This is a genomic window from Kitasatospora sp. NPDC088391, from assembly GCF_044753345.1.
In the GTDB taxonomy this organism is placed as follows: domain Bacteria; phylum Actinomycetota; class Actinomycetes; order Streptomycetales; family Streptomycetaceae; genus Kitasatospora.
On record NZ_JBIVNB010000004.1, the window covers coordinates 49,666 to 71,736 of the forward strand.

Genomic DNA, 22,071 nt, shown 5'->3' on the forward strand with positions numbered 1-22,071 from the left:
TGGAACGGCTCTTGGCGGTCCGGCGGGTGACGGCCCATCGAATGGCGCACCCGCGCCGACGACCGTTCGCCCACGTTCGAACCGTCCCGGAGGATGGGGCGGGGGGCAGTGCCGCGGGGGTCGTCGAGGAGTGAGGAGAGTGTCCGTGCCTGGTTCCGCATGCCCGCCGGAAAGCCCTGCCGGTCCGGAAAGCCCTGTCGGTTCGAGGAGCCCTGTCGGTTCGAGGAGCCCCGCCGGTTCGGGAGGAGCCGCAGGCCCGGGAGGCGCGGCGCGTCCGCGAAGGCCCGTGCGGCGCGGGGCCCGTGCGGTGCTGCTGCCCGCCGCCGCCCGCGCCGTGCTGCCCGCCCTCGCCGTGCTGGTGCCGCTCGCGGCCCCGGCCGGGGCGGCCGAGTTGGCGCCGCTGCCGCCGATGCCGGTGGCCGAGGCGTACGACGGCGACACCCCGCTGTCCTCGCCCGAGGAGGTGGCCGCGCTCTGCGACCGGCCCGGCACCTGCACGTTCCGGGCCACCGACCGGATCGTCGGGCTGTTCGGCAGCGCGGTCGCCTCGGTGGGCAACGCGGCGATCAACTGCACCAGCGACCCGATGGAGGTCGACCGCACCCTGACGGTGGCCAGCAGCAGCACCGACAACATCAGCGGCTCGATCTCGGGCAAGGCCACGGTCAGCGGCGGAGTGGACACCACCGTGACCGCCTCCGCGCAGGGCAGCCTGGCGGCCGGTGTCACCAACGGCGCCACCCAGTACGGGCCGAACAAGGACAAGGGCCCCACCACCCAGGACAAGTTCGAGAACACCGCGCAGGCCACCGGCACCGTGGCCGGGAGCAACGCCCTGCACCTGGGCGCGAAGGCGAGCTTCGAACTCGCCTTCCAGACCTCGTACAGCATGCAGTGGCAGGCGACCGTCCGGGAGAGCACCCGGGTGGTGTTCACCGTCTCGCCCAACGACGAGCTCCAGTTCGGGACGCTCACCGCGGTTACCCGGGTGGTCGGGGTCCTGTCGGTCGACCACACCGGGAAGTTCATCAGGAACGTGGTGGTGGACAGCCCCTCGATCGCCACCGCCAGCTCGATCGTCGCCCAGACCTTCTCCCGGCCCGACGTCTGCCTGTCGCTGCGCCCGCCGGGGCGGTCGGTGGCCCGGCCGGGGCCGGTGGCGGCCGTCCCGGAGCCGCCGGGACGGGTGCCCGACGCGGCGTACGTGCGCGCCGCCGACGGTACGTGGGGCCGACGGTGAGGCGGGCCGCGGCGCTGGCCGCCGCGCTGCTGGCCGCCCAGACCGCCGCCGGCGCGGCCGCCGCGCGGGCCGAGGAGGCGCTCCGGCCGGACGCCGCGGAGGAGTTGGTGGCGCGGGCCTTCGACGGCGAGCGGGAGCTGCCGGACGCGGTGGCCGTCGCGCACGGGTGCGGGCGCGACTACGGGTGCACCTTCCGGGTGCTGCCGGGGCTGTCGGCGGAACGCACCGCCGCCGTCGTCTCGGTGGGCAACACCGTCATCAACTGCACCAACAAGAAGATCACCGTGTACCGGACGGTGGTGCTGGAGTCGAGCGCCACCGACAACCTGGCCGGCGAGATCTCCGGCTCCGCCACGATCGAGGGCACGGTCGACAACACCACCGCCGTGTCGGGCACGATCGCGGGCTCGGACAAGACCGACACCTCGCACACCGACACCACCGCGCCGAAGGACAAGGGCCCCAACACCGACACCACCACCGGCAGTTCGACGACCGTCAGCGGCAGCGCCACCGCCGCCGGTCAGCTCAAGCTGAGCGCGACGGCGGCTTTCCAGCTGGGCTTCAAGGCCGCGTACTCGCACGAGTGGAAGCGGACCAACACCGAGACCACGCAGGTGAAGTTCATGGTGGACACCGACAGCGAGCTGCAGTTCGGCATGCTCAACGCGATGACCCGCACGGTCGGCGTGCTCTCGGTCGACGGCACCGGGACGGCGGTCAAGAACATCCTGGTGACCAGCCCGTCCAGCAGCAACGTCAGCACCGTGGTCGCGCAGACCTTCACGGCCAAGGACTACTGCCTGTCCCTCCGGCAGCCGGGCCGGGCCCTGTCCGAGGGCGGCATCCACGAGGGGAGACCGCACACGGCGGGTGAACGTCCGCTGGAGCAGTACGAGTTGACGGACCGTCAGGAGTGGGTGCGGACGGGCTGAGGGGCGGGCGGGGGCCCGGGGCGCGTCGCCCCGGGCCCCCGTCGTCGTTCCCGGTTCAGCAGTACCACCAGGTGCCGGGGGCGAGGACGGTGTCGCCCGGCTCCAGGTTGCCGGTGTGGGCGCCGGAGACCGCGCAGAGGCCGCCGAGGGCCGCGTTCGGGTCCTGGTCGCGCGGGGTGTGGGTGAACTCGTCGAGGGCCTGGGTCTGTTGGCCGATCCCGGCGTTCTCCTGCTCGCCCTTCCCGGCCACACCCGCCAGGCAGTCCCGGCTGGTGGCCGGGCAGTGGTCGATCGCCTGCTGGTTGCCGGCGGCGGTGCCGCAGGCGGGGGCGTCCCCGCCCCCGCCCGCGCACGGGTCGGCCTTCGGGGGCGTGGCCGGGGCGGGCGGCGGGGTCTGGGCGGCCCGGACGTCCGTGACCATCGGGCGGCAGCCGGGGGAGACCGCGGGGGTGCCGAAGGTGAAGGTCACCGTCGGGGCGTCCTCGGCGGCGGTGAAGGAGTAGGACCGGCCGAGACCCCAGTTGGCCTTGCTGTTGGCCGCGTTGGTGGTGTAGCTGCCCGCGCTGTTGCCTCCCCCGGCAACGGACACCGTGTAGGGGCGGCCACCGCCGGAGCCGACGCAGCTGTCCGGGTTGTCGTCCCACTCGACGGTGACGGTGGCCCCGGCCCGGACCCCGCGCACCCGGGTGGTGATCGGCGCGGAGGCCGGGGCGGCGAGCGCCACGGCCTGGAAGCCCTGCGGGTGTCCGGCCCGGGCGGCCGACACCAGCAGGGTGGCCCCGCCCCAGTCGTCGGCCCGGCCGCCCCAGTCCTGCCCGGCGGGGACGGTCGGGGCGGAGAGGGTGCCGTTCACCACCACGGCGGGACCGGTGTCGGTCGCGCCCGCCCCCGGGGCGGGCAGGACCAGCAGCGCGAGCGCGAGGGCGAGCGCGCGGCCGAGCAGGGCGGGGGTCCGCGGTCGGTTCGTCACCGGGCCTCCAGCGGGACGGTGCGGGCGGCGAGGCCCGGCGGCGGGGCGTCCAGCACGGTCGGGCCGACGGCGTCGGCGCCGCGCCTGTCGGGGCCGGCCGTGTTGTCGGGCGTCCCGGCGGTGGGGCGGGCCGAGCCGCAGCGCTGGAGTTCGGTCTCGGTGAGCGGGCCGGTGCGCTGGTAGTAGCGGTCCGGCAGCGAGGTCGCGGGCACGTCGAAGGTCGCGTCCAGCCGGTAGTCGTTGCGGGAGTTGGCGAAGGACCCGGCCACCCGTTCGCGGGCCGGCTGCACCTCGATCCAGCTCACCTCGCCCGGCTGGATCACCGGGTTCAGCGCCTTGGCGGTGGTCCGCGACCAGGTCAGCGGGTTGCTGGTGGACACCGCCGCCGGGTTCCCGCCCGCCGCGGCGAACCCGGCCTCGACCTGGCCCGCCACGTGCGGGCGGCTCTCGGCGAGTGCGGAGCGGCTGGGCAGCAGCGGCGCGCCCTTCAGCGCGTAGTACTGGGTCAGGCTGTCGTAGGGCGGCTCGGTGACCTCCAGCCGCCGGTCGTCGGTGATCGGGTTGCGGGTGCAGTTCAGGTACACCTCGCCGACGATCCGGGTCTGCCCGTAGTACTGGTACGAGTAGCGCCGGTCGACGGTGAAGGCGCAGGCCGTCGGCGAGCCCTCGCAGTCGTCCACCGCCACGCCCGGCTCCAGCGGGCCGTTGCCCCGGTACGCCTTCGGCGGCGGCAACTGCTCCTTGCGGACCTGCTGGTCGACGGGCGCGGGCGTCTGGGTGGCCCGGACGTTGGTGACCAGCGGGCCGCAGGACATCGCCCCGGCGGGCTCGGCCGAGTCGAAGGACACCATCGGGTTGTCCTCGGTCGCGGTGAACGGGAACGCCCGCCCCGTCGACCAGTTGGCGGCGCCGACCCGGTCGCTGCCGTTGGTGGTCACCCGCGGGTCGGGGGCGGGGCCGTCCACGATCAGCGAGACGTTGTAGGTCTGGCCGTCCTTGATCTGCTCCGGCCGGCAGCCGCCGAAGGTGCTCGGGCTGTCGTCCCAGGTCAGCGTGACCGAGGAGCCGCGCCGCACGCCCCACAGCCGGGTGCGCAGGGTCTGCGGCGCGCCGTTCCAGTTCAGCGAGGCGGCCTGGTAGCCCCGCGGGTGCTGGGCCAGGCCCGTGCCGAACACCACGCCGCCGCCGTCCGGCGACCAGCCCGCGTGCCCGGCCTGGGTGCCGTACTCGGGAGCGGCGGGCTCGGCGAAGGTCCCGTTCGGGACGGTGGCGGCGACCGTGTCGGCGGCGTGCGCGGCCGGGCCCGGGACGGCGGCCAGCACGAGGACGGCGGCCAGCAACACGGCGGGCAGGGCACGCGCGGCAGGCAGGGCAGGCAGGGCACGCGCGGCGGGCAGGGCGGGCGCGGAAGGTGCGGCGGGCGCGGCGGGCGCGGCGGGGTGACGGCGCATCAGCAGGACCCCCAGCGGCTCGGCGCGATCACCAGGTGTTCGGGCGGGACGCCGTCGGTCAGCGCGTTCGACAGCGGGCAGAGCCCGGCGGCGGCCGAGGCCGGGTCCTGGTCGCGCGGGAGGTCCGCGAAGTCCTGGACTGCGCCGCTCTGCCCGGCGATGCCGTCGGTGGTCTGCTTGCCGTCCCCGGCCACGCCCGCCACGCAGTCGCGGCCGGTGGGCGGGCAGGCGGCGATCTGCTCCTTCGCCGTGCCGAGCGAGGCGCAGGCGGAGGTGCCCGCCGCGTCGCCCGCGCACGGGTCGGTGCCGCCGGGCGGCGGGGCGGTCTGCCGGGCGGTCACGTTGGTGAGGAACGGCTGGCAGCCGGGGGACGCGTTGGCGGCGTCGAAGGAGAAGGTGACGCGCGGCGAGTCCTCGGCGGCGGTGAAGGAGTACGTCCGGCCGAGGAACCAGTTCGCCCGCCCGTTCGGGTCGTTGGTGGCGAACGCGCCGGGCGGGTTGGCGTCGCCCGCGACCGAGACCGTGTACGTCCGCCGGGGGACGCCCTGGCCCGCGCAGGTGTCGGGGTTGTCGTCCCAGGCGAGGGTGACGGTGGCGCCCGCCCGGACGGCGCGCAGCCGGGTGCCGAGCGGCCGGGGCGAGTCCGGGGCGGCGAGGAACGCGGCCTGGTACCCGCGGGGGTGGCCGGCCCGCCCGGCGGAGGCGAGGCCCGGGCCGTCCCACCCGTCGATCGCCAGGTAGGCCCAGGCCCGGCCGTCCGGGACGGCCGGGGAGGCGAAGGCGCCGTTCAGCACCACGGCCGGTTCGGTGTCCTCGGCGCCCGCCGGGGCCGGAAGGGCGAGCGCGAGGGCGCTACTGAGGGTGATGAGCAGGGCGCTGGCCCGTGCGGTCCGGTGCAACGGTTCCTCCGCGAACTCGGCTACTGGAGTGTTGGTTTGACGTGCCGTCGGCAGGCTCGGCGATCATGGTTCTCGGTCATGCTTGACGGGCCGATTACGCACCGCAACCGATGGCGGACCGAACGGGGGGCGCGCGGACGGTGCGCTGGTCCGTTGGCATGGAAAGCGGTTCGGGTCCGCACGAAGCGGGCGGCGCCTGGTTAGGCATGGGGGCGGCCGGATCGTCGCCCCGGCCCCCTGCTGACCGTCCGTCAGCTCCCGCCGCCCCCGCCGCCCGGCCCGGCTCCGTCCTGCCCCGTCCGGCCGCGCCCCCTGCCCCTGCCCCGTCCCGTCCCTGTTCCGGCCCGACCCGATCCGTCCCGCCCACCGGAGGAACCACCGATGCACCGCACGCTGCGCCGCCTGCCCACCGTCACCCTGCCCGCCGTGGTGGCCGGGATGACCCTGGTGTGCGCCACCGCCCTGCCGACCAGTGAAGCCTCCGCCTACGACCTGCGGCTGCGCGCCTGGGGCAACAACGTCAACGGGCAGCTCGGCGACGGCTCCGCCAAGACCCAGCGGCTCACCCCCGCCTCCGTGGTCGGCATGGCCGGGGCCGAACTCAACGGCATCGCCGCCGGCGGCACCACCACCGGCACCGGCGCGAGCGCCGCGGCCACCGGCTTCGCCCTCGCCCTGCTCGGCAACGGCACCGTCGAGGGCTGGGGCCGCAACGACAAGGGCCAGCTCGGCAACGGCTCCACCGACGACTGGGCGGTCCCCGGCCTGGTCGCCGGCCTGAACGGCGTCGACGCGGTCGCCGCGGGCGGCTCGCACGCCCTCGCCCTGCTCAAGGACGGCACCGTCAAAGCCTGGGGCCTCAACGACAAGGGCCAGCTCGGCGACGGCACCACCACCAACACCAGCCTGCCCGTCACCGTCGCCGGACTCCAGGACGTCAAGGCGATCGCCGCCGGCGACACCTTCAGCATGGCGCTGCTCAAGGACGGCACCGTCAAGACCTGGGGCAACAACGACAAGGGCCAGCTCGGGGTCACCCCGCTGCCCGTCAGCTCCACCGCGCCCGTCCCCGCGCCCACCCCCGCCACCCGCACCACCGCGATGGTCATCCCCGGCCTCACCACCGTCAAGGGCATCACCGCCGGGGCCAACCACGCCCTCGCGCTGCTCGCCGACGGCCACGTCTACGCCTGGGGCCTCAACGACAAGGGCCAGCTCGGCGACGACACCACCGCCAACAAGCCCTACCCCGTGCAGGTCCAGGAACTGACCGACGCCACCGCGCTCGCCGCCGGGGCCCAGCACTCGCTCGCCCTGCTCCAGGACCACACCCTGCGCGCCTGGGGCGCCAACGACAAGGGGCAGATCGGCGACGGCACCACCACCCAGCGCAACACCGGCGTGCCCGTCCCCGGCGTCGCCGGGATCGAGGCCGTCGCGGCCGGCTCCGCCCACAACCTGGCCGTCCTCGCCGACGGCACCGTCCAGGCCTGGGGCGCCAACGACAAGGGCCAGCTCGGCGACGGCACCACCACCCAGCGCACCACCCCCGTCCAGGTGCTCGCCAAGTCCGGCAGCGTCTCCATGATCGCCGCACCCTCGAACGGCAACTTCAGCCTCGCCCGCTGACCCGCCGACAACTCACCGAACCAGGAAGGCTGTTCATGACGACAACGACCGCCGGCGGCCCCCGCCGCCGCCTGCTGCGCCCCGCCCTCTCGGCCGGCCTCGCCGCGCTCACCGCGCTCAGCCTGGCCGCCGTCCCCGCCGGGACCGCGCACGCCCAGGAGAAACGGCTCAAGTCCTGGGGCAACAACCGCGCCGGACAGCTCGGCGACGGCACCTGGACCGACTTCCGCACCACCGCCACCACCGTGCTCGGCCTCACCAGCGCCGAGGTCGTCAAGATCGCCGCCGGTGGCGGCGGCCCCGCGACCGGCCACGGCCTGGCGCTGCTCACCGACCGCACCGTCCAGTCCTGGGGCGCCAACGGCTCCGGACAGCTCGGCGACGGCTCGGTGTTCAGCCACAACGCCCCCGGACAGGTCGTCAACCTGTCCAACGCCCGCGACGTCGCCGCCGGGGGCTGGCACAGCCTCGCCCTGCTCGACGACCAGACCGTGGTCTCCTGGGGCCGCAACAACTACGGCCAGCTCGGCAACGGCACCAACAGCGACAGCAGCGTCCCCGTCCGGGTCGAGGGCCTCAACAAGGTCGTCGCCATCGCCGCCGGTCTCAACCACAGCCTGGCGCTGCGCGAGGACGGCACCGTCTGGGCCTGGGGCTACAACATCAACGGCCAGCTCGGCGACGGCACTTCGGCCAGCCGCAACGTCCCCGCCCCGGTCGGCGGCCTGACCGGCGTCACCAGGATCGCGGCCGGCTGCAACCACAACCTCGCCCTGGTCGGCCCGCCCAGCGGCGGGGTGAAGCCCACCAGCGGCAACGCCGTCAAGGCGTGGGGCTACAACGCCACCGGGCAGCTCGGCGACAACAGCACCCTCAACCGCTACACCCCCGTCGACACCCAGGGCATCTGGCTCGGCGGCGTCTCGCAGATCGCCGCGGGCTGCAACCACAGCCTCGCCGTCACCGACAGCGACAACAAGCTCAAGGCGTGGGGCCAGAACACCTCCGGCCAGGTCGGCGACGGCACCACCGACTACCGCATCACGCCCGTCCCGGTGCCCGGCCTCAAGGGCATCCAGCTGGTCGCGGGCGGCCGCGAGCACACCGTCGTCCTGCTCGGCGACAACACCGTCCGCTCCTGGGGCGCCAACGGCTCCGGCCAACTCGGCAACGGCACCACCACCGAGAGCCCCACCCCCGTCACCACCCTCACCGCCCTCACCGGCGTCGACAAGATCGCCGCACCCGTCGGCGGCGACTTCAGCCTCGCCAACTGAGGCCCCGCGCAAGGACGCCGAGCGGTCCGCCGTGCCGGTGCGGTCCGCTCGGCACGCCTGCGTGGGCGGTTCCGGGCGGGGCCGGACGGTTCCGGTTCTGGCACGATGGGCGAGTGATCAGTCCAGGGGAGTGGGAACGGGTCCGCAGCGGGTTGCGCCTCGGGCAGCGAATGGTCGGCCGGGTGGCGAAGGTGCCGACCCCCGGAGCGACCGGGATATTCGTCGAACTCGGCCTGGACGTCGGCGGGTTCGTGGACGTGCTGCTGCTGCCGGTGGACGTCGGCCGCTGGCCGTCCGTCGGCACGGTGGCGGAGTTCGAGCTCTGGTGGGCCGGCCTGCGCCCGCAGATCCGGCTCAAGCCGGTCGACCCCCGCCACCTGCGGGAGGACTTCGCGACATGGGCCGCCGAGGCGCGCCCGCACTGGCCGGAGGACGTGCCGGTGGACGAAGCGTGGGTGGACGCCGCCGCCACGGCGCTGCGCGCGGCGGGCGAGGTCGACCGGACCCTTGCCGCCGCCGGCTGGCACCCCGGGCGGCAGGTTCCGGTCCGGCGGTGGCGCGAACTGCTGGAAGCCTCCGGCCACCTGCGGATGCACGCCGCCGCCGCACGGTTCCTCGCCGAGTTCGGCGGCCTGGAGGTGGGCCACGGAGGCCCCGGCGTCAACGTCGCCAGGACCGCGTTCCACCTCGACCCCGAACTCGCGGTCGGCGAGGAGGAGCGCTTCGCCGACTGGAGCGAGCGCCTCGGCCGCGACCTCTTCCCGATCGGCGAACTCGACCACGGCCGGTTCTTCCTCGCCGTCGACGCGACCGGGGAGATCTGCCTCGTCGAAACCTGGGTGGAGAGCTACGGCCCGTTCCGGCAGGGCCTCGAGAAACTGGTCCTGGGCATCAAGGGACGGCGGCTCGACCGAACCTGAAGTCCGTTGCCGGGCAAGGGCGGTGGGCCGGCGGAAGGAGTGGACGACGTCTGGGCGGGCGGCCCTTCGCTGTGCCACCCTGCTGGGGACGGGCCGGAGCCGGTGTCGGGGGGCAGGGTGGGAACGATCGGCGTGGTGTGCGCGGTGGTCGGGCTGGTGGGGGCGGGGCTGCTGAGGTGGCTGCCCGTCCGCGGCCGGGCGGGCGGACTGACGGCGGCCGAGGTCGCCGGGGTGCGGGGCGGCCCGAAGGCCGCGCTGGGGGTGGCCGTGGTGGAACTGGGGGTCGCGGGCGTGCTCGACGCCGGCCGGGGCGGCCGACTGCGCCGCCTGAAGCACAACGGGCCCGCCCGGAACGAGAGTTCGGCGCACCGCGCGGTACGGGCGTCCCTCGGCCGGAGCCTGTCCCTGGCCGACGTCTCCGTCACCCCGGCCGTGCGGCGGGCCGGTGACGAACTCCGCACCGACCTGGCCGGACGCGGCCTGCGCTGCGGCCGGGCCCGACTGGCCCTCGCCGGGCTGCTCGCCCTCGCCGCCGCCGGCACGGCCGGGGCCGTCGCGCTGCAGGGGAACCTCGGGACGGGCCTCCCGCCGGCCGTCCTGGCGCTCGCCGTCCTGGCCTCCCCCGCCAGGACGCTGGCCGGGCACCGCCTGCTGCGCCGACTGCGCCGCCGCCACCCGCTGCCCGCCACCGCCGCCGACGCGGCCCCCGAGGAGACCGGCCTGCTGGTCGCCCTGCACGGCCGCCGCGCCCTGCGCCGACTCCATCCCGAATTCGCCGCCCTCGCCGGCCTGCTCGGCGGCCGCACCGCCCGCGACACCGTCGCCCGCACCGGTGGCGGCCCCTACGAGGACTTCGGCTCGGTCGCCACCGGCGGCGACTTTTGAGCGAAACCCCTTGTCAGGAAGGGCTGTTGACTTCCCTCCCGGAGCTGATCCCCTGCTTTGCCGCCGTCCGTCACCTGTACGGTCCTGGAGGAAGCCGATGAGAACTGCCTGGCGGCCGAACGCGCTGGCTCGGCAGCCTCGATGTCCGGACAGACCGGGTCAATCGCGTGTGAAGTTGCGGACGGAGAGCCGATCCGATGGGAAGAGAGCGCTTCCGATCAGTTCCGGCTGCTGGTTCCAGCCCAGAACCTGCAAGGAAAGACCGGGGAAACCTGCGAATGGAGTCAAGTCCAGCGTGCTGCAGCCGGAGTCGTCGAGCAGCAGCCACAGTTGGGTCAGGGATGGGAACAACGCGGCAATGGGCCCCAGTCGGTAGTCGGTCGTCAGATTGTGCAATGTCAGGTCTGTTGCTCCGGTGAGCGGCGTCCAGTCGGACAGCGCAGCCAGGTCGGGAGCCTGCAGGACGACCTCCTCCAAGTCCGGAAGACTCCTCAGGGTGGCGAAGAGGGCGTCGACGTCGTGTTCGGCCGGAACGGCACGGAGGGTCAGGCGGGACAGGCCGAGACCGTGCAGCGGTGCCAGATCGTGGAGATCCGCGCATCCGATGATCGACAGGCCCTCCAACCGTCCCCACCGTTGGACGAAAGCGATGTCCGAAATCCCCTGCAGCGCCACGAGGTGCAGTTGCCTCAGGTCCTGCGGAAGGCTCTCCCAGAGCTGTGGTCCGACCATGAAATCATTTCCGCCGACCCAGAGGTGGCGAAGCGTCGGATGGCCGACGAGTTCGGCGATCCGGTCGGTCGAGGAGGCCTGGACCTGGATGTCGGAGAGATCGACCGGCAACACCAGGCGCTGGGCGAACTCCTTCGCGTCGAAGTGGCGCCACTGGGCGATCACGTTCTGCCGGGCGGAGACGGAAGGTTGTCGTGCGGCCAGTTCCTCGAGGACGAGGAGCGCTTCGCTTCCGCCGATCAATCCGAGCAGATCCGGTACGTGGATGCGTACCGCAGGTCCCGGCATGTCGATCGTCCCGTCCACGGCGTCCCGGAGGAGCGGCAGCAGTTCCTCGCCGACGAGGGACAGCCGTGGCAGGTGCGTGCCGGTGGACAGCAGCGCGGCCAGGTGGGTGCGCAGGCGGTCGAGGATGCGGGTGCGGACGGTGCCGTCGAGTTCCGGGGCGCTGGGGAGGCAGCTGGCGGTGAGGAGGGCGAGGGCGGGGGAGTCCGGGGCGGTGTCGAGGAGGTGGGTGAGGAGTTCGCCGCGTTCGCGGCGGCCGCAGTGGCCGACGGTCATCCGGATGACGTCGCCCCACTGCTCGTCCTCGGCGTGGCCGGCCAGCAGGCCGAAGTCGTGCTCCTCGCGGAACTCCATGGCGGCCAGGTAGTCCTGGAAGGTGCGGTGGATGAACTGGAAGGTGTCCGGGCCGGTCTCGGTGAGCAGGCCGGTGCGGTTGAGGAGGTGGGTGTAGGCCTGTTCGGGGGTGCTGCCGCGCAGGCCGGGGAGGTCGGCGAGGGCGCGGCGGATCTGGGTGAGGGCGTCCGAACGGCGGCCCTCGGCCTGGTTGTTGCGGACCAGCCAGTGGGCGATCCGGCGGAGCAGGGCGAGTTGCTCCTCCTCGGTGGCATGCAGGTGCTCCGGGCCCTGGACCTTGCGGCCCTCGTCCCGTTTGACCAGCATCATCGACATCGCGTCCCGGTAGAGCGCCATCCGGTGCCGGGGCAGCGCGCCGTCGGTCTCCCGGTGCAGGGCGCAGATCATCGCGCACAGCAGGGGGCTGTCGGTGAGCGCCGAGAGTTCGGGGACGGTCTCCAGGATGCGCAGCAGGTCGGCCTGGTCCTGGGCGATCTCGTGGCGCCAGCGCTGCGCCTCGCTGTCGGTGTGCGGGGCGGCGAGGAGTTCGCCGAGGGCGGCGAGGTGCCAGCGTTCGACGAACCGGCGGCGGTCCCGGTCGTTCATCGGGCAGAGCAGCAGGTCGTCGAAGCCGAGGTGGTCGAGCCGGTCGCCGGCGACGGCGGACGGGCGGACGGTGGCGAGGGTGACGGTGCCGGGGTAGTGGCCGAGGAGCTGTTCGAGCCAGTCGAGGGCCTCCTCGCGCTGCTCGTCCGGGACTTCGTCCAGGCCGTCGACCAGCAGCAGGGCCCGGCCGCCGCTCAGCAACCGGTGGGCCCAGCCGTCGGGTTGGCGGTCGGCGCACATCCGGTCGTCGAGGGCGAGGAACTCCTCGGGGCGGGGCCGCAGGTTGCCCTTGCGGTGCAGTTTGCGCAGCTGCAGGACGAGCGGGACGCGGTGGTTGAACTCCGCGAGCTCCGGCCCGAGGGTGCCCTTGATCGCGCCGACGGCCAGCCACTGGACGAGCGTGGTCTTGCCGGAGCCCGCCTGCCCGCGGACCAGGACGCGGCGGCGGCCGCGCAGCATCCGGTCGACGCGTTGCGGCCCCTGGGCGAACAGGGCGTTGCGCCCGGTGCCGGGGCGTTCGTGGATCTCCAGGCTCAGGTAGGAGGTGGTGAGGTCCCAGCCGCGGCGGCCGGCCTGGCGGAGGCCGAAGATCCGGATGCGGCCGTAGTCGGCCTCGATCGCCCTGGCGTGGTCGCGCTCGAAGTCGGCGTCGGCGATCTCGGTGGCGGAGATGCCTTCGGGGCGCGGGAGTTCACCGAGGTGTTCGGTGAGGGCGGCGCGGAAGCCGTCGTCGGCGAGCAGGGCCGTCACCGGGAGCAGGTCGAGCTGCGAGTGCTCCCAGCTGCCGGGGCGGCGGTCGCGCAGGGCGATGCCGAGCAGGCGGTCGCGGAACACCACCGGGGAGCCGGACAGGCCGGCCCACGGCGAGCCGGTGCCGGGCCGTTCCCGCGGCGGCTGCTGCTGGAGGACCAGGGCCCGGCCGCCGGTGCGAAGTCCTGTGCCGGGGGCGAGGGTTGCCAGTACCTGTGCGGTGTCCAGCCGCCCTTCGGCGTCGCGTTCGGCGGCCGGGAACCCGGTGACGTGGCAGCCCGGGACGGGTTCCAGGGACTCGACGGCCCCCCAGCGCAGCGGGCCGGGAGGGGCGGCCACCAGGTCGCGTTCGGCGAGCAGCAGGGCCGCGTCGAGCAGGCGGTTCTGCCAGACGACGGTGCACGGCGTCCAGCCGGTGCCGCCGAGGACGGCGGCCTCGATGCCGGGCGCGGCCGAGGTGGCGAAGGCGTCGCGGACGTGCGAGACGGTGAGGACCAGCCGGGGCGTCAGCAGGCAGCCGGTGGCTTGGCCGTCGGCGCGGACCGCCGCGACCCGGTCGGCGTGGAAGGGCACGCTCAGAATCCGTCCCGGCCGCCGAGGTCCTCGTGCGAGATGTCGAGGCTGCCGCCGGTGGCGGCATCCTTGGGCGTCAGGGTGACGGTGACCTGGTGGGTGCGGGTGACGGAGGCGCCGGCCTCGGCGTCGGCGGACAGCACCCAGGCCCTGACGCCGCCCTTGGCGCGGACGTCGCGGGTCAGCTCGACGGTGAAGTCCAGGGTGACCGGGCCGACCTCGAACTGGACCGCCTGGCCGCGACCGCGTTCGGCGGCCTCGGCGAGCTGGCCGCGGATCGCTTCGACGGCGTCGGCGAGTTCGATGTCCTGACGGTCGGCCATGTGTCCTCCGGCGGTGGTGGGTTGCCCGCTGCCGAGCGTAGAGGAGCGGGCGGGCGGCCGGGGCGGAATCGATCAGTGCGGGGCGGGACGGCGGCGCGGGCCGGAAGGCGGCGCGAGGCCGGTCGGCGGACTGCGGAGCGGAGGCCGCTACGGGACGGGGCGGGAGGAGGAGTGGGGCGGGAGGAGGAACGGGGCGGCAGGGCGTGAGGCAGGTCGATGCACGGCGCAGCGCCGGCTGCCACGGGCCGGTGGCGGAAGCGGGTGGGGGCCGGGGGAGTGGTCAGCGCGGGCCCAGGCGGGCGGCGAGGTACGGGGCGGTGGGGGAGGCGGGGGAGGCGGCGACCTCGGCGGGGGTGCCGGTGGCGAGGACGCGGCCGCCGCCGGTGCCGCCTCCCGGGCCGAGGTCGATGACGTGGTCGGCGCCGGCGATCAGGTCGAGGTCGTGCTCGGCGACCAGCACGGTCGCGCCTGCGTCGACCAGGCGGTGCAGCTGGGCGGTGAGGACGGCGCTGTCGGCGGGGTGCAGGCCGGTGGTGGGCTCGTCGAGCAGGTAGAGGGTGCGGCGGCGGTGGGCGTGCTGGAGTTCGGCGGCGAGCTTGACCCGCTGGGCCTCGCCGCCGGAGAGTTCGGGGGCGGGCTGGCCGAGCCGCAGGTGGCCCAGGCCGACCTGCCGGAGGGTGGTCAGGACCCGGGCGGCGGCCGGGACGTCGGCGAGGAAGTCGGCGGCCTCGTCCACGGTGCGGGCCAGCACGTCGGCGACGGTCGAGCCGCGGTAGGCGATCTCCAGGGTCTGCGGGTTGTAGCGGCTGCCGCCGCAGGCCGGGCACGGGCTCCACGCGGTGGGCAGGAACAGCAGCTCGACCTCGATCGCGCCCGCGCCCTCGCAGGTCGGGCAGCGGCCGGCCGCGACGTTGAAGGAGAACCGGCCGGGGCCGTAGCCGCGCGAACGGGCCTCCGGGGTGGCGGCGAACAGCTTGCGGACGGTGTCGAGCAGCCCGGTGTAGGTGGCCAGGTTGGAGCGCGGGGTGCGGCCCAGCGGCGTCTGGTCGAAGGTCACCACCCGGGCGACCGCGCCGCCCTCCGCCGCCGCGCCGTCCGCCGCCGTGCCGTCCGGGGCGGCGGCTGCGTCCGGGCCCCGGTTCCCGGTCGCCGCCGCGCCCGCCGCGCCCAGCAGGGTGGTCTTGCCCGCGCCGGAGACGCCCGTCACGGCCGTCAGGACGCCCAGCGGCACGTCCACGTCCACGCCGCGCAGGTTGTGCCGGGTGACGCCGCGCAGGCGCAGCACGCCCGAGGGGGTGCGGCCGCGCGGGGCGGGCGGGGGCGGCGGGTCGAACAGGAAGCGGCGGGTGGCGGAGTCGGGGACCGCGCGCAGGCCGTCGACGGGGCCGCTGTACAGCACCAGGCCGCCGCCGGTGCCCGCGGCGGGGCCGACGTCGACCAGCCAGTCCGCGCCGCGCACCACCGCCATGTCGTGCTCGACCACGAACACCGAGTTCCCGGCCGTCCGGAGTTCGGTCAGGACGTGCCGCAGCGCCTCGGTGTCGGCGGGGTGCAGGCCCGCCGAGGGCTCGTCCAGGACGTACACCACGCCGAACAGGCCGGAGCGCAACTGGGTGGCCAGGCGCAGGCGTTGGAGTTCGCCGGTGGAGAGGGTGGGGGCGGAGCGGTCGAGCGAGAGGTAGCCGAGGCCGAGGCGTTCCAGGGCGGCGAGCCGGTCCGCCAGGTCGGTGGTGATCAGCCCGGCCGGGCCGTCCTGGGCGGTGAACGGGCGCAGCCGCTCGGCGAGTTCGGCCGCGGGCAGGGCGGCCAGGCCGGTGATGTCGAGGCCGGCGAAGGTGACCGCCAGGGCCTCCGGGCGCAGTCGGCGGCCGCCGCAGAGCGGGCACGTGGACTGGGTGAGGAAGGCGGCGGCGCGGGCCCGCGCGCGCTCGCTGCGGGACTCGGAAAACGCTTTCAGCACCAGGCGGCGGGCGCTGCTGTACTGGCCCCGGTAGGGGCGCTGGACCCGGCCGGGCTCGCGTTCCGGATCGACCGTCACCACCGGCTGCTCGTCGGTGAACAGGATCCACTCGCGGTCGGCGGCGGGCAGGTCGCGCCAGGGCCGGTCGAGGTCGTACCCGAGAGTGCCGAGCAGGTCCCGCAGGTTCTTGCCCTGCCAGGCCCCGGGCCAGGACGCCACCGCGCCCTGCCGGATCGACAGCGAGTCGTCCGGCACGAGCGAACGCTCCGTCACCCGGTGCAGCACGCCCTGCCCGTGGCACTCGGGGCAGGCGCCCGCCGGGGTGTTCGGCGAGAAGGCGTCGGAGTCCAGCCGGGTCGCGCCCGGCGGGTAGGCGCCGCAGCGGGAGAGCAGCATCCGCAGCAGGTTGGACATGGTGCTGACGGTGCCGACGGTGGAGCGGGAGGAGGGCGCCGAGCGGCGCTGCTCCAGGGCCACCGCCGGGGGCATGCCGGTGACCGCGTCCACCCGCGGGGACTCGACCTGCCGCAGCAGCCGCCGCGCGTACGGGGACACCGACTCCAGGTAGCGGTGCTGGGCCTGGGCGAACAGGGTGCCGAAGGCCAGCGAGGACTTGCCCGAGCCGGAGACGCCGGTGAACGCCACCACCGCGCCGCGCGGCACCGCGACCGTCACGTCCCGCAGGTTGTGCACCCGGGCGCCGCGCACCCGCACCATGCCGTCGTCGACGGGGCCGTCGTCGGTGGGGCCGTCGGTGGGGTCGGAGTTGTTGCCGGTGGAGTTCACCGCGTCACGCTAACCCGGCGGCGGGCCGGTCCCCCGGAGCGGCACGGGCATGAAAATTTCTGCAAGAAATTGCCATCGATGGGCGGTGAGCTGGGCGAGGTCGGTGGAGGTGTAGACCGGTTTGCGGCGGTCGGGTAGCCGGTGGGTGTGTCCGGCGGGTGTGAAAACGAATGCAAGGAGATGAAATTTCTTTCACAGATGTCTTGACGGTGCGTCGGACCGGGGTGGATGGTCTTCCCGTTCCGCAAGTCCCCCCTCAAGTCCCCCACCACCTTGGGAGATCCGACGATGACCACTGTCCGGAGAAGAGGCCGGAGAGTCGCGCCCGCCGCCGTCGCGGCGGCCGGCGCGCTCGTGCTCGGCGTGCTGCTGCCGCTGGGAGTACAGGGCACCGCACAGGCCGCCGCGGCCCCCAACGGCGGCGACGTGATCGCGAACCTGTTCCAGTGGAACTGGAACTCGGTCGCCGCCGAGTGCACGAACGTGCTCGGACCGAAGGGCTACGGGGCGGTGCAGGTCGCCCCGCCGCAGGAGTCGATCTCGCTGCCCGGCCACCCCTGGTGGGAGGTCTACCAGCCGGTCTCGTACACCCTGAACAGCCGGATGGGCACGGACGCCCAGTTCCGGGCGATGGTGACGGCCTGTCACAACGCGGGCGTGAAGGTGTACGCCGACGCGGTGATCAACCACATGGCCGGCAGCAACCAGACCAGCACCACCGGGTACGGCGGCTCGTCCTTCAGCCCGGCCGCGTACAGCTACGCGGCGGTGCCCTACGCCAAGTCGGACTTCCACGGCTCCCCGCCGTGCCCCAACGCCGACCTGGGCATCAACGACTGGAACAACGTCACCCAGGTGCAGGAGTGCCAGCTGCTCCAGCTCTCGGACCTCAACACCGAGAGCGACTACGTCCGCGGCAGGATCGCCGGGTACCTGAACACGCTGATCGGCGCGGGCGTCGACGGCTTCCGGGTGGACGCGGCCAAGCACATCGCGCAGGCCGACATGGGCAACATCGTCTCCCGGCTGGACGACACCCGGTGGGGCGGCCGCCCGTACGTCTACCAGGAGGTCTTCCCGGGCAGCAGCGGCCAGTTGGCGCCCGCCGCGTTCGAGGGCAACGGCAGCGTGCTGGAGTTCACCTACGCCTCGAAGCTCTCCCAGCAGTTCAACGGCAACATCGCCAACCTCAAGACCTTCGGCCAGAGTTGGGGCCTCGAACCGAGCGACAAGTCCAACGTCATGGTCACCAACCACGACCTGGAGCGCGACAGGACCACCCTGACGTACAACGACGGCTCCAAGTACAAGCTGGCGCACATCTTCGAACTCGCCTGGGGCTACGGCACCCCGCAGGTCTACTCCGGCTTCCGATTCAACAACAAGGACGACTCGCCGCCCGCCGACGGCAGCGGCTTCGTCACCGACACCAACTGCGCCAACAACACCTGGACCTGCACCGACCGCGACCAGGGCATCGCCAACATGGTCGGCTGGCACAACGCCACCCGCGGCGAGGCCGTCGCCAACTGGTGGGACAACGGAGGCAACGCGATCGCGTTCAGCCGCGGCGGCAAGGGCTGGGTCGCCGTCAACAACAGCGGCTCCGCCGTCACCCGGACGTTCACCACCGGCCTGGCCGCCGGCACCTACTGCGACGTCATCCACGGCGACGTGAGCGGCTCCGCCTGCACCGGCCCGACCGTCGCGGTCGACGGCTCCGGCCTGGCCACGGTCACCGTCAATCCCGGTGACGCCGTCGCGCTGTACGCCGCGACCACCGGTACCGCCAGCCCCAGCCCGTCCCCGAGCGGCTCCGCCTCGCCGAGCCCGTCGGCCTCGCCGTCGCAGTCCCCGCCCCCGTCCCCGTCGCCGTCCAGCGGCACCGTGACCGAGGTGTTCAACGAGACGAAGACCACCGTGACCGGGCAGAACGTCTACCTGGTCGGCTCGGTCCCCCAGCTCGGCAACTGGGCCCCGGCCGCGGCCGTCCCGCTCTCCCCGGCCGGCTACCCGGTGTGGAGCGGCAGCGTCCGACTGCCCGCCAACACCGCCTTCGAGTACAAGTACATCGTCAAGGACGCCGCCGGGAACGTCACTTGGGAGAGCGGAGCCAACCACACCGCCAACACCGGTGCCAACGGCGGTACGCTGAACGACAGTTGGGGCGGCGTCAGTGGGCAGGTGACGGTGAGCTTCGCCGAGACGAAGACCACCGTCTACGGCCAGAACGTGTACCTGGTCGGCTCGATCGCCCAGCTCGGCAGCTGGAGCACCGGCTCGGCGCTGCCGCTGTCCAGCGCGTCCTACCCGGTCTGGAAGCTGGCGCTGAACCTCCCCGCGAACACCGCGTTCGAGTACAAGTACATCGTCAAGGACGCGGCCGGGAACGTCACTTGGGAGAGCGGGGCGAACCGCGCCGCCAACACCGGGACGTCCGCCGGCCTGACGCTCGACGACACCTGGAAGTAGCCCCGGGAGCAGGGAGAACAGCGGAGCAGGGAAGGAGCCGCCGCCCGGTCACCGGGCGGCGGCTCCGCCGTTCTCCGCCGACTCCCCTGCACGGGAGGTCACTTGCCGTCGACGAGGCCCAGTGCCTGGAGGTCCACGCCGCCGTAGGCGTCGGTGACGTAGACGTTGGTCAGCCGGGGGCTGCGCCAGTTCAGGCTGCGGGAGGCCGAGAACGGCAGGTAGTAGGCGCCGTCGGTGACCTTGTGGTTGATCTTCCGGTACAGCTCGACGGCCTTGGCCGGTTCGGTCTGCCGGGCGGCCTGGTCGAACCAGCCGTTGATCTCCGGGTCGTTGATCCCGGGCAGGTTGTAGTTGCCGGTGGCCCTGATCCGGTGGCCGTCGGCGAGTTCCTGGAGGAAGGACCCGCCGGACGGGAAGTCGGGGAGCCAACCGTTGATGATCATCCCGTAGTTCTTCGCCTTGACCTGCTCGGGCGTGCCCACGGTGGAGGAGTACTTGGAGGTCTCGAAGGTGTCGACCGTGACCGAGATCCCGACCGTCCCCAGCGAGTCCTTCAGGGCCGCCGCGGCCGCCATGTCCTTGCTGTTGTCGGCGCGCACGGCCATCGTGGCCGAGAACCCGTCCGGCTTGCCGCAGGCCGCGAGTTCGGCCTTCGCCTTCGCCTGGTCCGGCTTGCCGGACCGGAGCCCGAACGGGTCGTAGTCGTCCCAGCCGGTGGCGGTCGGCGGCAGCATCGAGCCGATCGAGTCGCCGGTCTCCGGCCCGCCGCGGGCCGTCCGCATCGCCCCGGTGTCGGCCGCGTACAGCACGGCGTTGCGGCAGTGCTGGTTGTCGAACGGCGCGACCGCCGGGACCAGCGCGACGTAGCGCAGCGCGCCCGAGAACGGGGTGTCGGTGTTGGCCTTCAGGGAGTTGTCGGCCAGCACCTTGGTCCGGGTGGCGGGCTGCAGCCCGGCCTGCCCCAGGTCCAGGTCCATCTGGCCGTAGAGCAGTGCGCTGTCCACCGCGTCGCCGGTGGTGACCACGGTCAGCTTGATCCGGTCCGGCAGCGCCTTGCGCAGCGGGTCGGTGGCCCGGTCCCAGGCCGGGTTGCGCTCCAACTCGTAGAGGGTGCCCGGCTGGACGGTGCGGAACCGGTACGGCCCCGAGGCCACCGGCTTCTTCGCGTACGCGGCCCTGGTGTCGGCCTTCTGCGGGACGGGCGAGGTGCTGCCCAGGGTCAGCAGGTAGCGGAAGTCGGCGTTCGGGGCGGTCAGCGTGAACACCAGGGTCAGGTCGTCCGGGGTCCGCACCGAGTTCAGGCCCAGCTTGTCCGGGGCGGAATCGCTGTACGGGCCGCGGTAGTTCTGGCCCTGGTCGAGCGCGTCCACCAGCGAGGTCGGGCCGCCGCCGAAGGTCTCGGAGTCGAAGGGCCGCTCGATCGCGTACTTGACGTCCTTCGAGGTGATCGCCGTGCCGTCCTCGAACTTCAGCCCCTGCCGCAGCCGCACGGTGTACGTCAGGCCGTCCGCCGAGATCTCCGGCGGCCCGGCGGCCAGGTCCGGCACCACCTCGGCCCCGGCCTGCCCCGGCTTCCCCGCGTACGTGAACAGCGTGCGGGCGTACAGGCGTTGGAAGTTCCAGCTCGATCCGTAGTAGCTGTTCGCCGGGTCGAGCGAGTCCGGGTCCAGCACGCTGCCGAGGTTGAGCGTGCCGCCCTGCTGGTCGGACGGGGCCAGCACCTGGCCGATCGCGGCGTTGTACGCCCGGGTGACGGCCGTCTTCGGGGTGGAGGGGGAGGCGCCGCCGCTACCGCCACCGCCGCCCGGGTCGGTGCGGTCCGGCAGGTTGGCGATCACGATCGAGGTCGGCACCACCACGGCCAGCACGCCGAGCGCGCCGAACAGCAGCGGGCGCCGCCGCTTCGCCGTCCCGGCCGGGGCGGGGCGCGGCGGACGGCTGGGCGCGGGCGGGAGGTCGCGCGGCGCGAACGGATTCGCGTCCCGGGGAGCGGGCACGGGGGCGGGGACGGCGGGTCCGGGCGCGGGCGTGGGATTGGGCGCGGGAACGGGAGTCGGCGCCGGGTTGGGCGTCGGGAGCGGTCCGGGCGTTCCGGCGGGCGGGGACCACGGGGTGTGGCGGACGACGGGGCCCGGGGCCGGGGCGGGCGCGGCGTCGCGGACGGTCGGGTGGTGCGGCTCCGGGACGGGCGGCGGGGCCGGCGCGGGCACCGGGGGCGCCAGGGCGGCCGTCAGCGTCCGGATGGCCTGGTCGGCCGTCAGCCGCAGCCCCGGGTCCTTGACCAGCAGGCCGAGCAGGGTCGGGCCGAGCGCGCCCGCGTGCCGTGCGGCGCGCGGCGGCTGGGTCAGGATCGCCACGTACAGGGCGGTCAGCGTGCCGGCCGCGAACGGGGCCTCGCCCTCGACGGCGGTGTACAGGGTCGCGCCGAGCGACCACAGGTCCCCGGCGGGCGTGGCGGGCTTGCCGTCGAGCTGCTCCGGGGCCATGTAGGCGGGCGTGCCGAGCAGGGTGCCGGTGCCGGTCAGCGCCACGGTGGCGTCGGCGACGCTGGCGATGCCGAAGTCGGTCAGCACCACCCGGTTGCCGCTGAGCAGGATGTTGTCGGGCTTCAGGTCCCGGTGCACCACGCCCGCCGCGTGCGCGGCCGCCAGCGCGTCCAGCACGGCCAGGCCGATCGCGGCGACCCGCTCGGCGGGCAGCGGCCCCTGCTCGCGGACGGTCACCGCCAGCGAGGCGCCGACCACGAACTCCATCACGATCACCGGGGCGCCCTCGTGCTCGACCACGTCGAACACCGTGATGATCCCCGGATGGTTGAGCCCGGCCGCGACCCGGGCCTCCCGCAGCACCCGCTGGAGCAGCAGCTCCCGCTGCTGCTCGTCCAGCCCGGCCGGGAACAGGATCTCCTTCACGGCCACCTCGCGGTGCAGGGTCTCGTCCCGCCCCCGCCACACGCGGCCCATCCCGCCCCGCCCGACCGGCTCGATCAGCCGGTACCGTCCCCCGATGAGCCTGCCGTCCTCGACTGTCACGGCGCACAGGATA

14 protein-coding genes are annotated in these 22,071 nt (G+C 74.0%); 7 read left to right on the forward strand and 7 right to left on the reverse strand.

What is annotated here, in order from left to right; translation table 11 throughout:
- The first annotated feature begins 307 nt into the window (after positions 1-307).
- On the forward strand, positions 308-1,240 hold the full coding sequence (locus tag ACIQBJ_RS13295) for a hypothetical protein (protein WP_400708261.1): 933 nt from the start codon (positions 308-310) through the stop codon (positions 1,238-1,240).
- Positions 1,237-2,175, forward strand: a complete 939-nt coding sequence (locus ACIQBJ_RS13300) for a hypothetical protein (protein ID WP_400708263.1) — start codon at positions 1,237-1,239, stop codon at positions 2,173-2,175. Before ACIQBJ_RS13295 ends, ACIQBJ_RS13300 begins: the two co-directional genes overlap by 4 nt.
- 55 nt (positions 2,176-2,230) lie before the next feature.
- On the opposite strand, the gene ACIQBJ_RS13305 is transcribed toward ACIQBJ_RS13300, so the two are convergent.
- The 3 genes from ACIQBJ_RS13305 to ACIQBJ_RS13315 are packed head-to-tail and all read right to left on the reverse strand — an operon-like array spanning position 2,231 to position 5,495.
- Positions 2,231-3,145: a hypothetical protein gene (locus ACIQBJ_RS13305; protein WP_400708265.1), complete on the reverse strand. Its 915-nt coding sequence runs from the start codon at positions 3,143-3,145 to the stop codon at positions 2,231-2,233.
- Complete coding sequence (locus ACIQBJ_RS13310; RefSeq protein WP_400708267.1) at positions 3,142-4,596, reverse strand: hypothetical protein; 1,455 nt, start codon at positions 4,594-4,596, stop codon at positions 3,142-3,144. Before ACIQBJ_RS13310 ends, ACIQBJ_RS13305 begins: the two co-directional genes overlap by 4 nt.
- Positions 4,596-5,495: a hypothetical protein gene (locus ACIQBJ_RS13315; RefSeq protein ID WP_400708269.1), complete on the reverse strand. Its 900-nt coding sequence runs from the start codon at positions 5,493-5,495 to the stop codon at positions 4,596-4,598. Before ACIQBJ_RS13315 ends, ACIQBJ_RS13310 begins: the two co-directional genes overlap by 1 nt.
- A gap of 381 nt (positions 5,496-5,876) precedes the next feature.
- On the opposite strand from ACIQBJ_RS13315, the gene ACIQBJ_RS13320 reads away from it, so the two are divergent.
- The 4 genes from ACIQBJ_RS13320 (at position 5,877) to ACIQBJ_RS13335 (ending at position 10,206) form a co-directional block, all read left to right on the forward strand.
- On the forward strand, positions 5,877-7,124 hold the full coding sequence (locus tag ACIQBJ_RS13320) for an RCC1 domain-containing protein (RefSeq protein WP_400708271.1): 1,248 nt from the start codon (positions 5,877-5,879) through the stop codon (positions 7,122-7,124).
- A 35-nt stretch (positions 7,125-7,159) separates the two neighbouring features.
- Entirely contained in the window at positions 7,160-8,401 is a 1,242-nt protein-coding gene (locus ACIQBJ_RS13325) for an RCC1 domain-containing protein (RefSeq protein WP_400708273.1), read from the forward strand.
- A gap of 113 nt (positions 8,402-8,514) precedes the next feature.
- Positions 8,515-9,321 (forward strand): SUKH-3 domain-containing protein, encoded by an 807-nt coding sequence (locus ACIQBJ_RS13330; RefSeq protein WP_400708275.1) that lies wholly within the window; start codon positions 8,515-8,517, stop codon positions 9,319-9,321.
- A 117-nt stretch (positions 9,322-9,438) separates the two neighbouring features.
- A complete protein-coding gene (locus ACIQBJ_RS13335) occupies positions 9,439-10,206 on the forward strand; it encodes a TIGR04222 domain-containing membrane protein (RefSeq protein WP_400708277.1) in 768 nt (255 codons plus the stop codon).
- A gap of 159 nt (positions 10,207-10,365) precedes the next feature.
- Here the strand turns inward: ACIQBJ_RS13335 and ACIQBJ_RS13340 are convergent, their stop codons facing one another.
- From ACIQBJ_RS13340 to ACIQBJ_RS13350, 3 genes are all read right to left on the reverse strand, one after another.
- Complete coding sequence (locus ACIQBJ_RS13340) at positions 10,366-13,485, reverse strand: NACHT domain-containing protein (protein WP_400708279.1); 3,120 nt, start codon at positions 13,483-13,485, stop codon at positions 10,366-10,368.
- A 2-nt stretch (positions 13,486-13,487) separates the two neighbouring features.
- Positions 13,488-13,808 carry a trypco2 family protein gene (locus ACIQBJ_RS13345; RefSeq protein WP_400708281.1) on the reverse strand — a complete coding sequence of 107 codons (321 nt, stop codon included), beginning with the start codon at positions 13,806-13,808 and terminating at the stop codon, positions 13,488-13,490.
- A 280-nt stretch (positions 13,809-14,088) separates the two neighbouring features.
- Entirely contained in the window at positions 14,089-16,485 is a 2,397-nt protein-coding gene (locus ACIQBJ_RS13350; RefSeq protein WP_400709749.1) for an ABC transporter, read from the reverse strand.
- A 357-nt stretch (positions 16,486-16,842) separates the two neighbouring features.
- Here ACIQBJ_RS13350 and ACIQBJ_RS13355 point away from each other — a divergent pair, with 357 nt between their 5' ends.
- The gene (locus tag ACIQBJ_RS13355) at positions 16,843-19,026 is read left to right on the forward strand and encodes a carbohydrate-binding module family 20 domain-containing protein (RefSeq protein WP_400708283.1); all 2,184 of its coding nucleotides are present in this window, start codon (positions 16,843-16,845) and stop codon (positions 19,024-19,026) included.
- Positions 19,027-19,124: 98 nt separating this feature from the next.
- On the opposite strand, the gene ACIQBJ_RS13360 is transcribed toward ACIQBJ_RS13355, so the two are convergent.
- A complete protein-coding gene (locus tag ACIQBJ_RS13360; RefSeq protein ID WP_400708285.1) occupies positions 19,125-22,058 on the reverse strand; it encodes an ABC transporter substrate-binding protein in 2,934 nt (977 codons plus the stop codon).
- Positions 22,059-22,071: the final 13 nt, after the last annotated feature.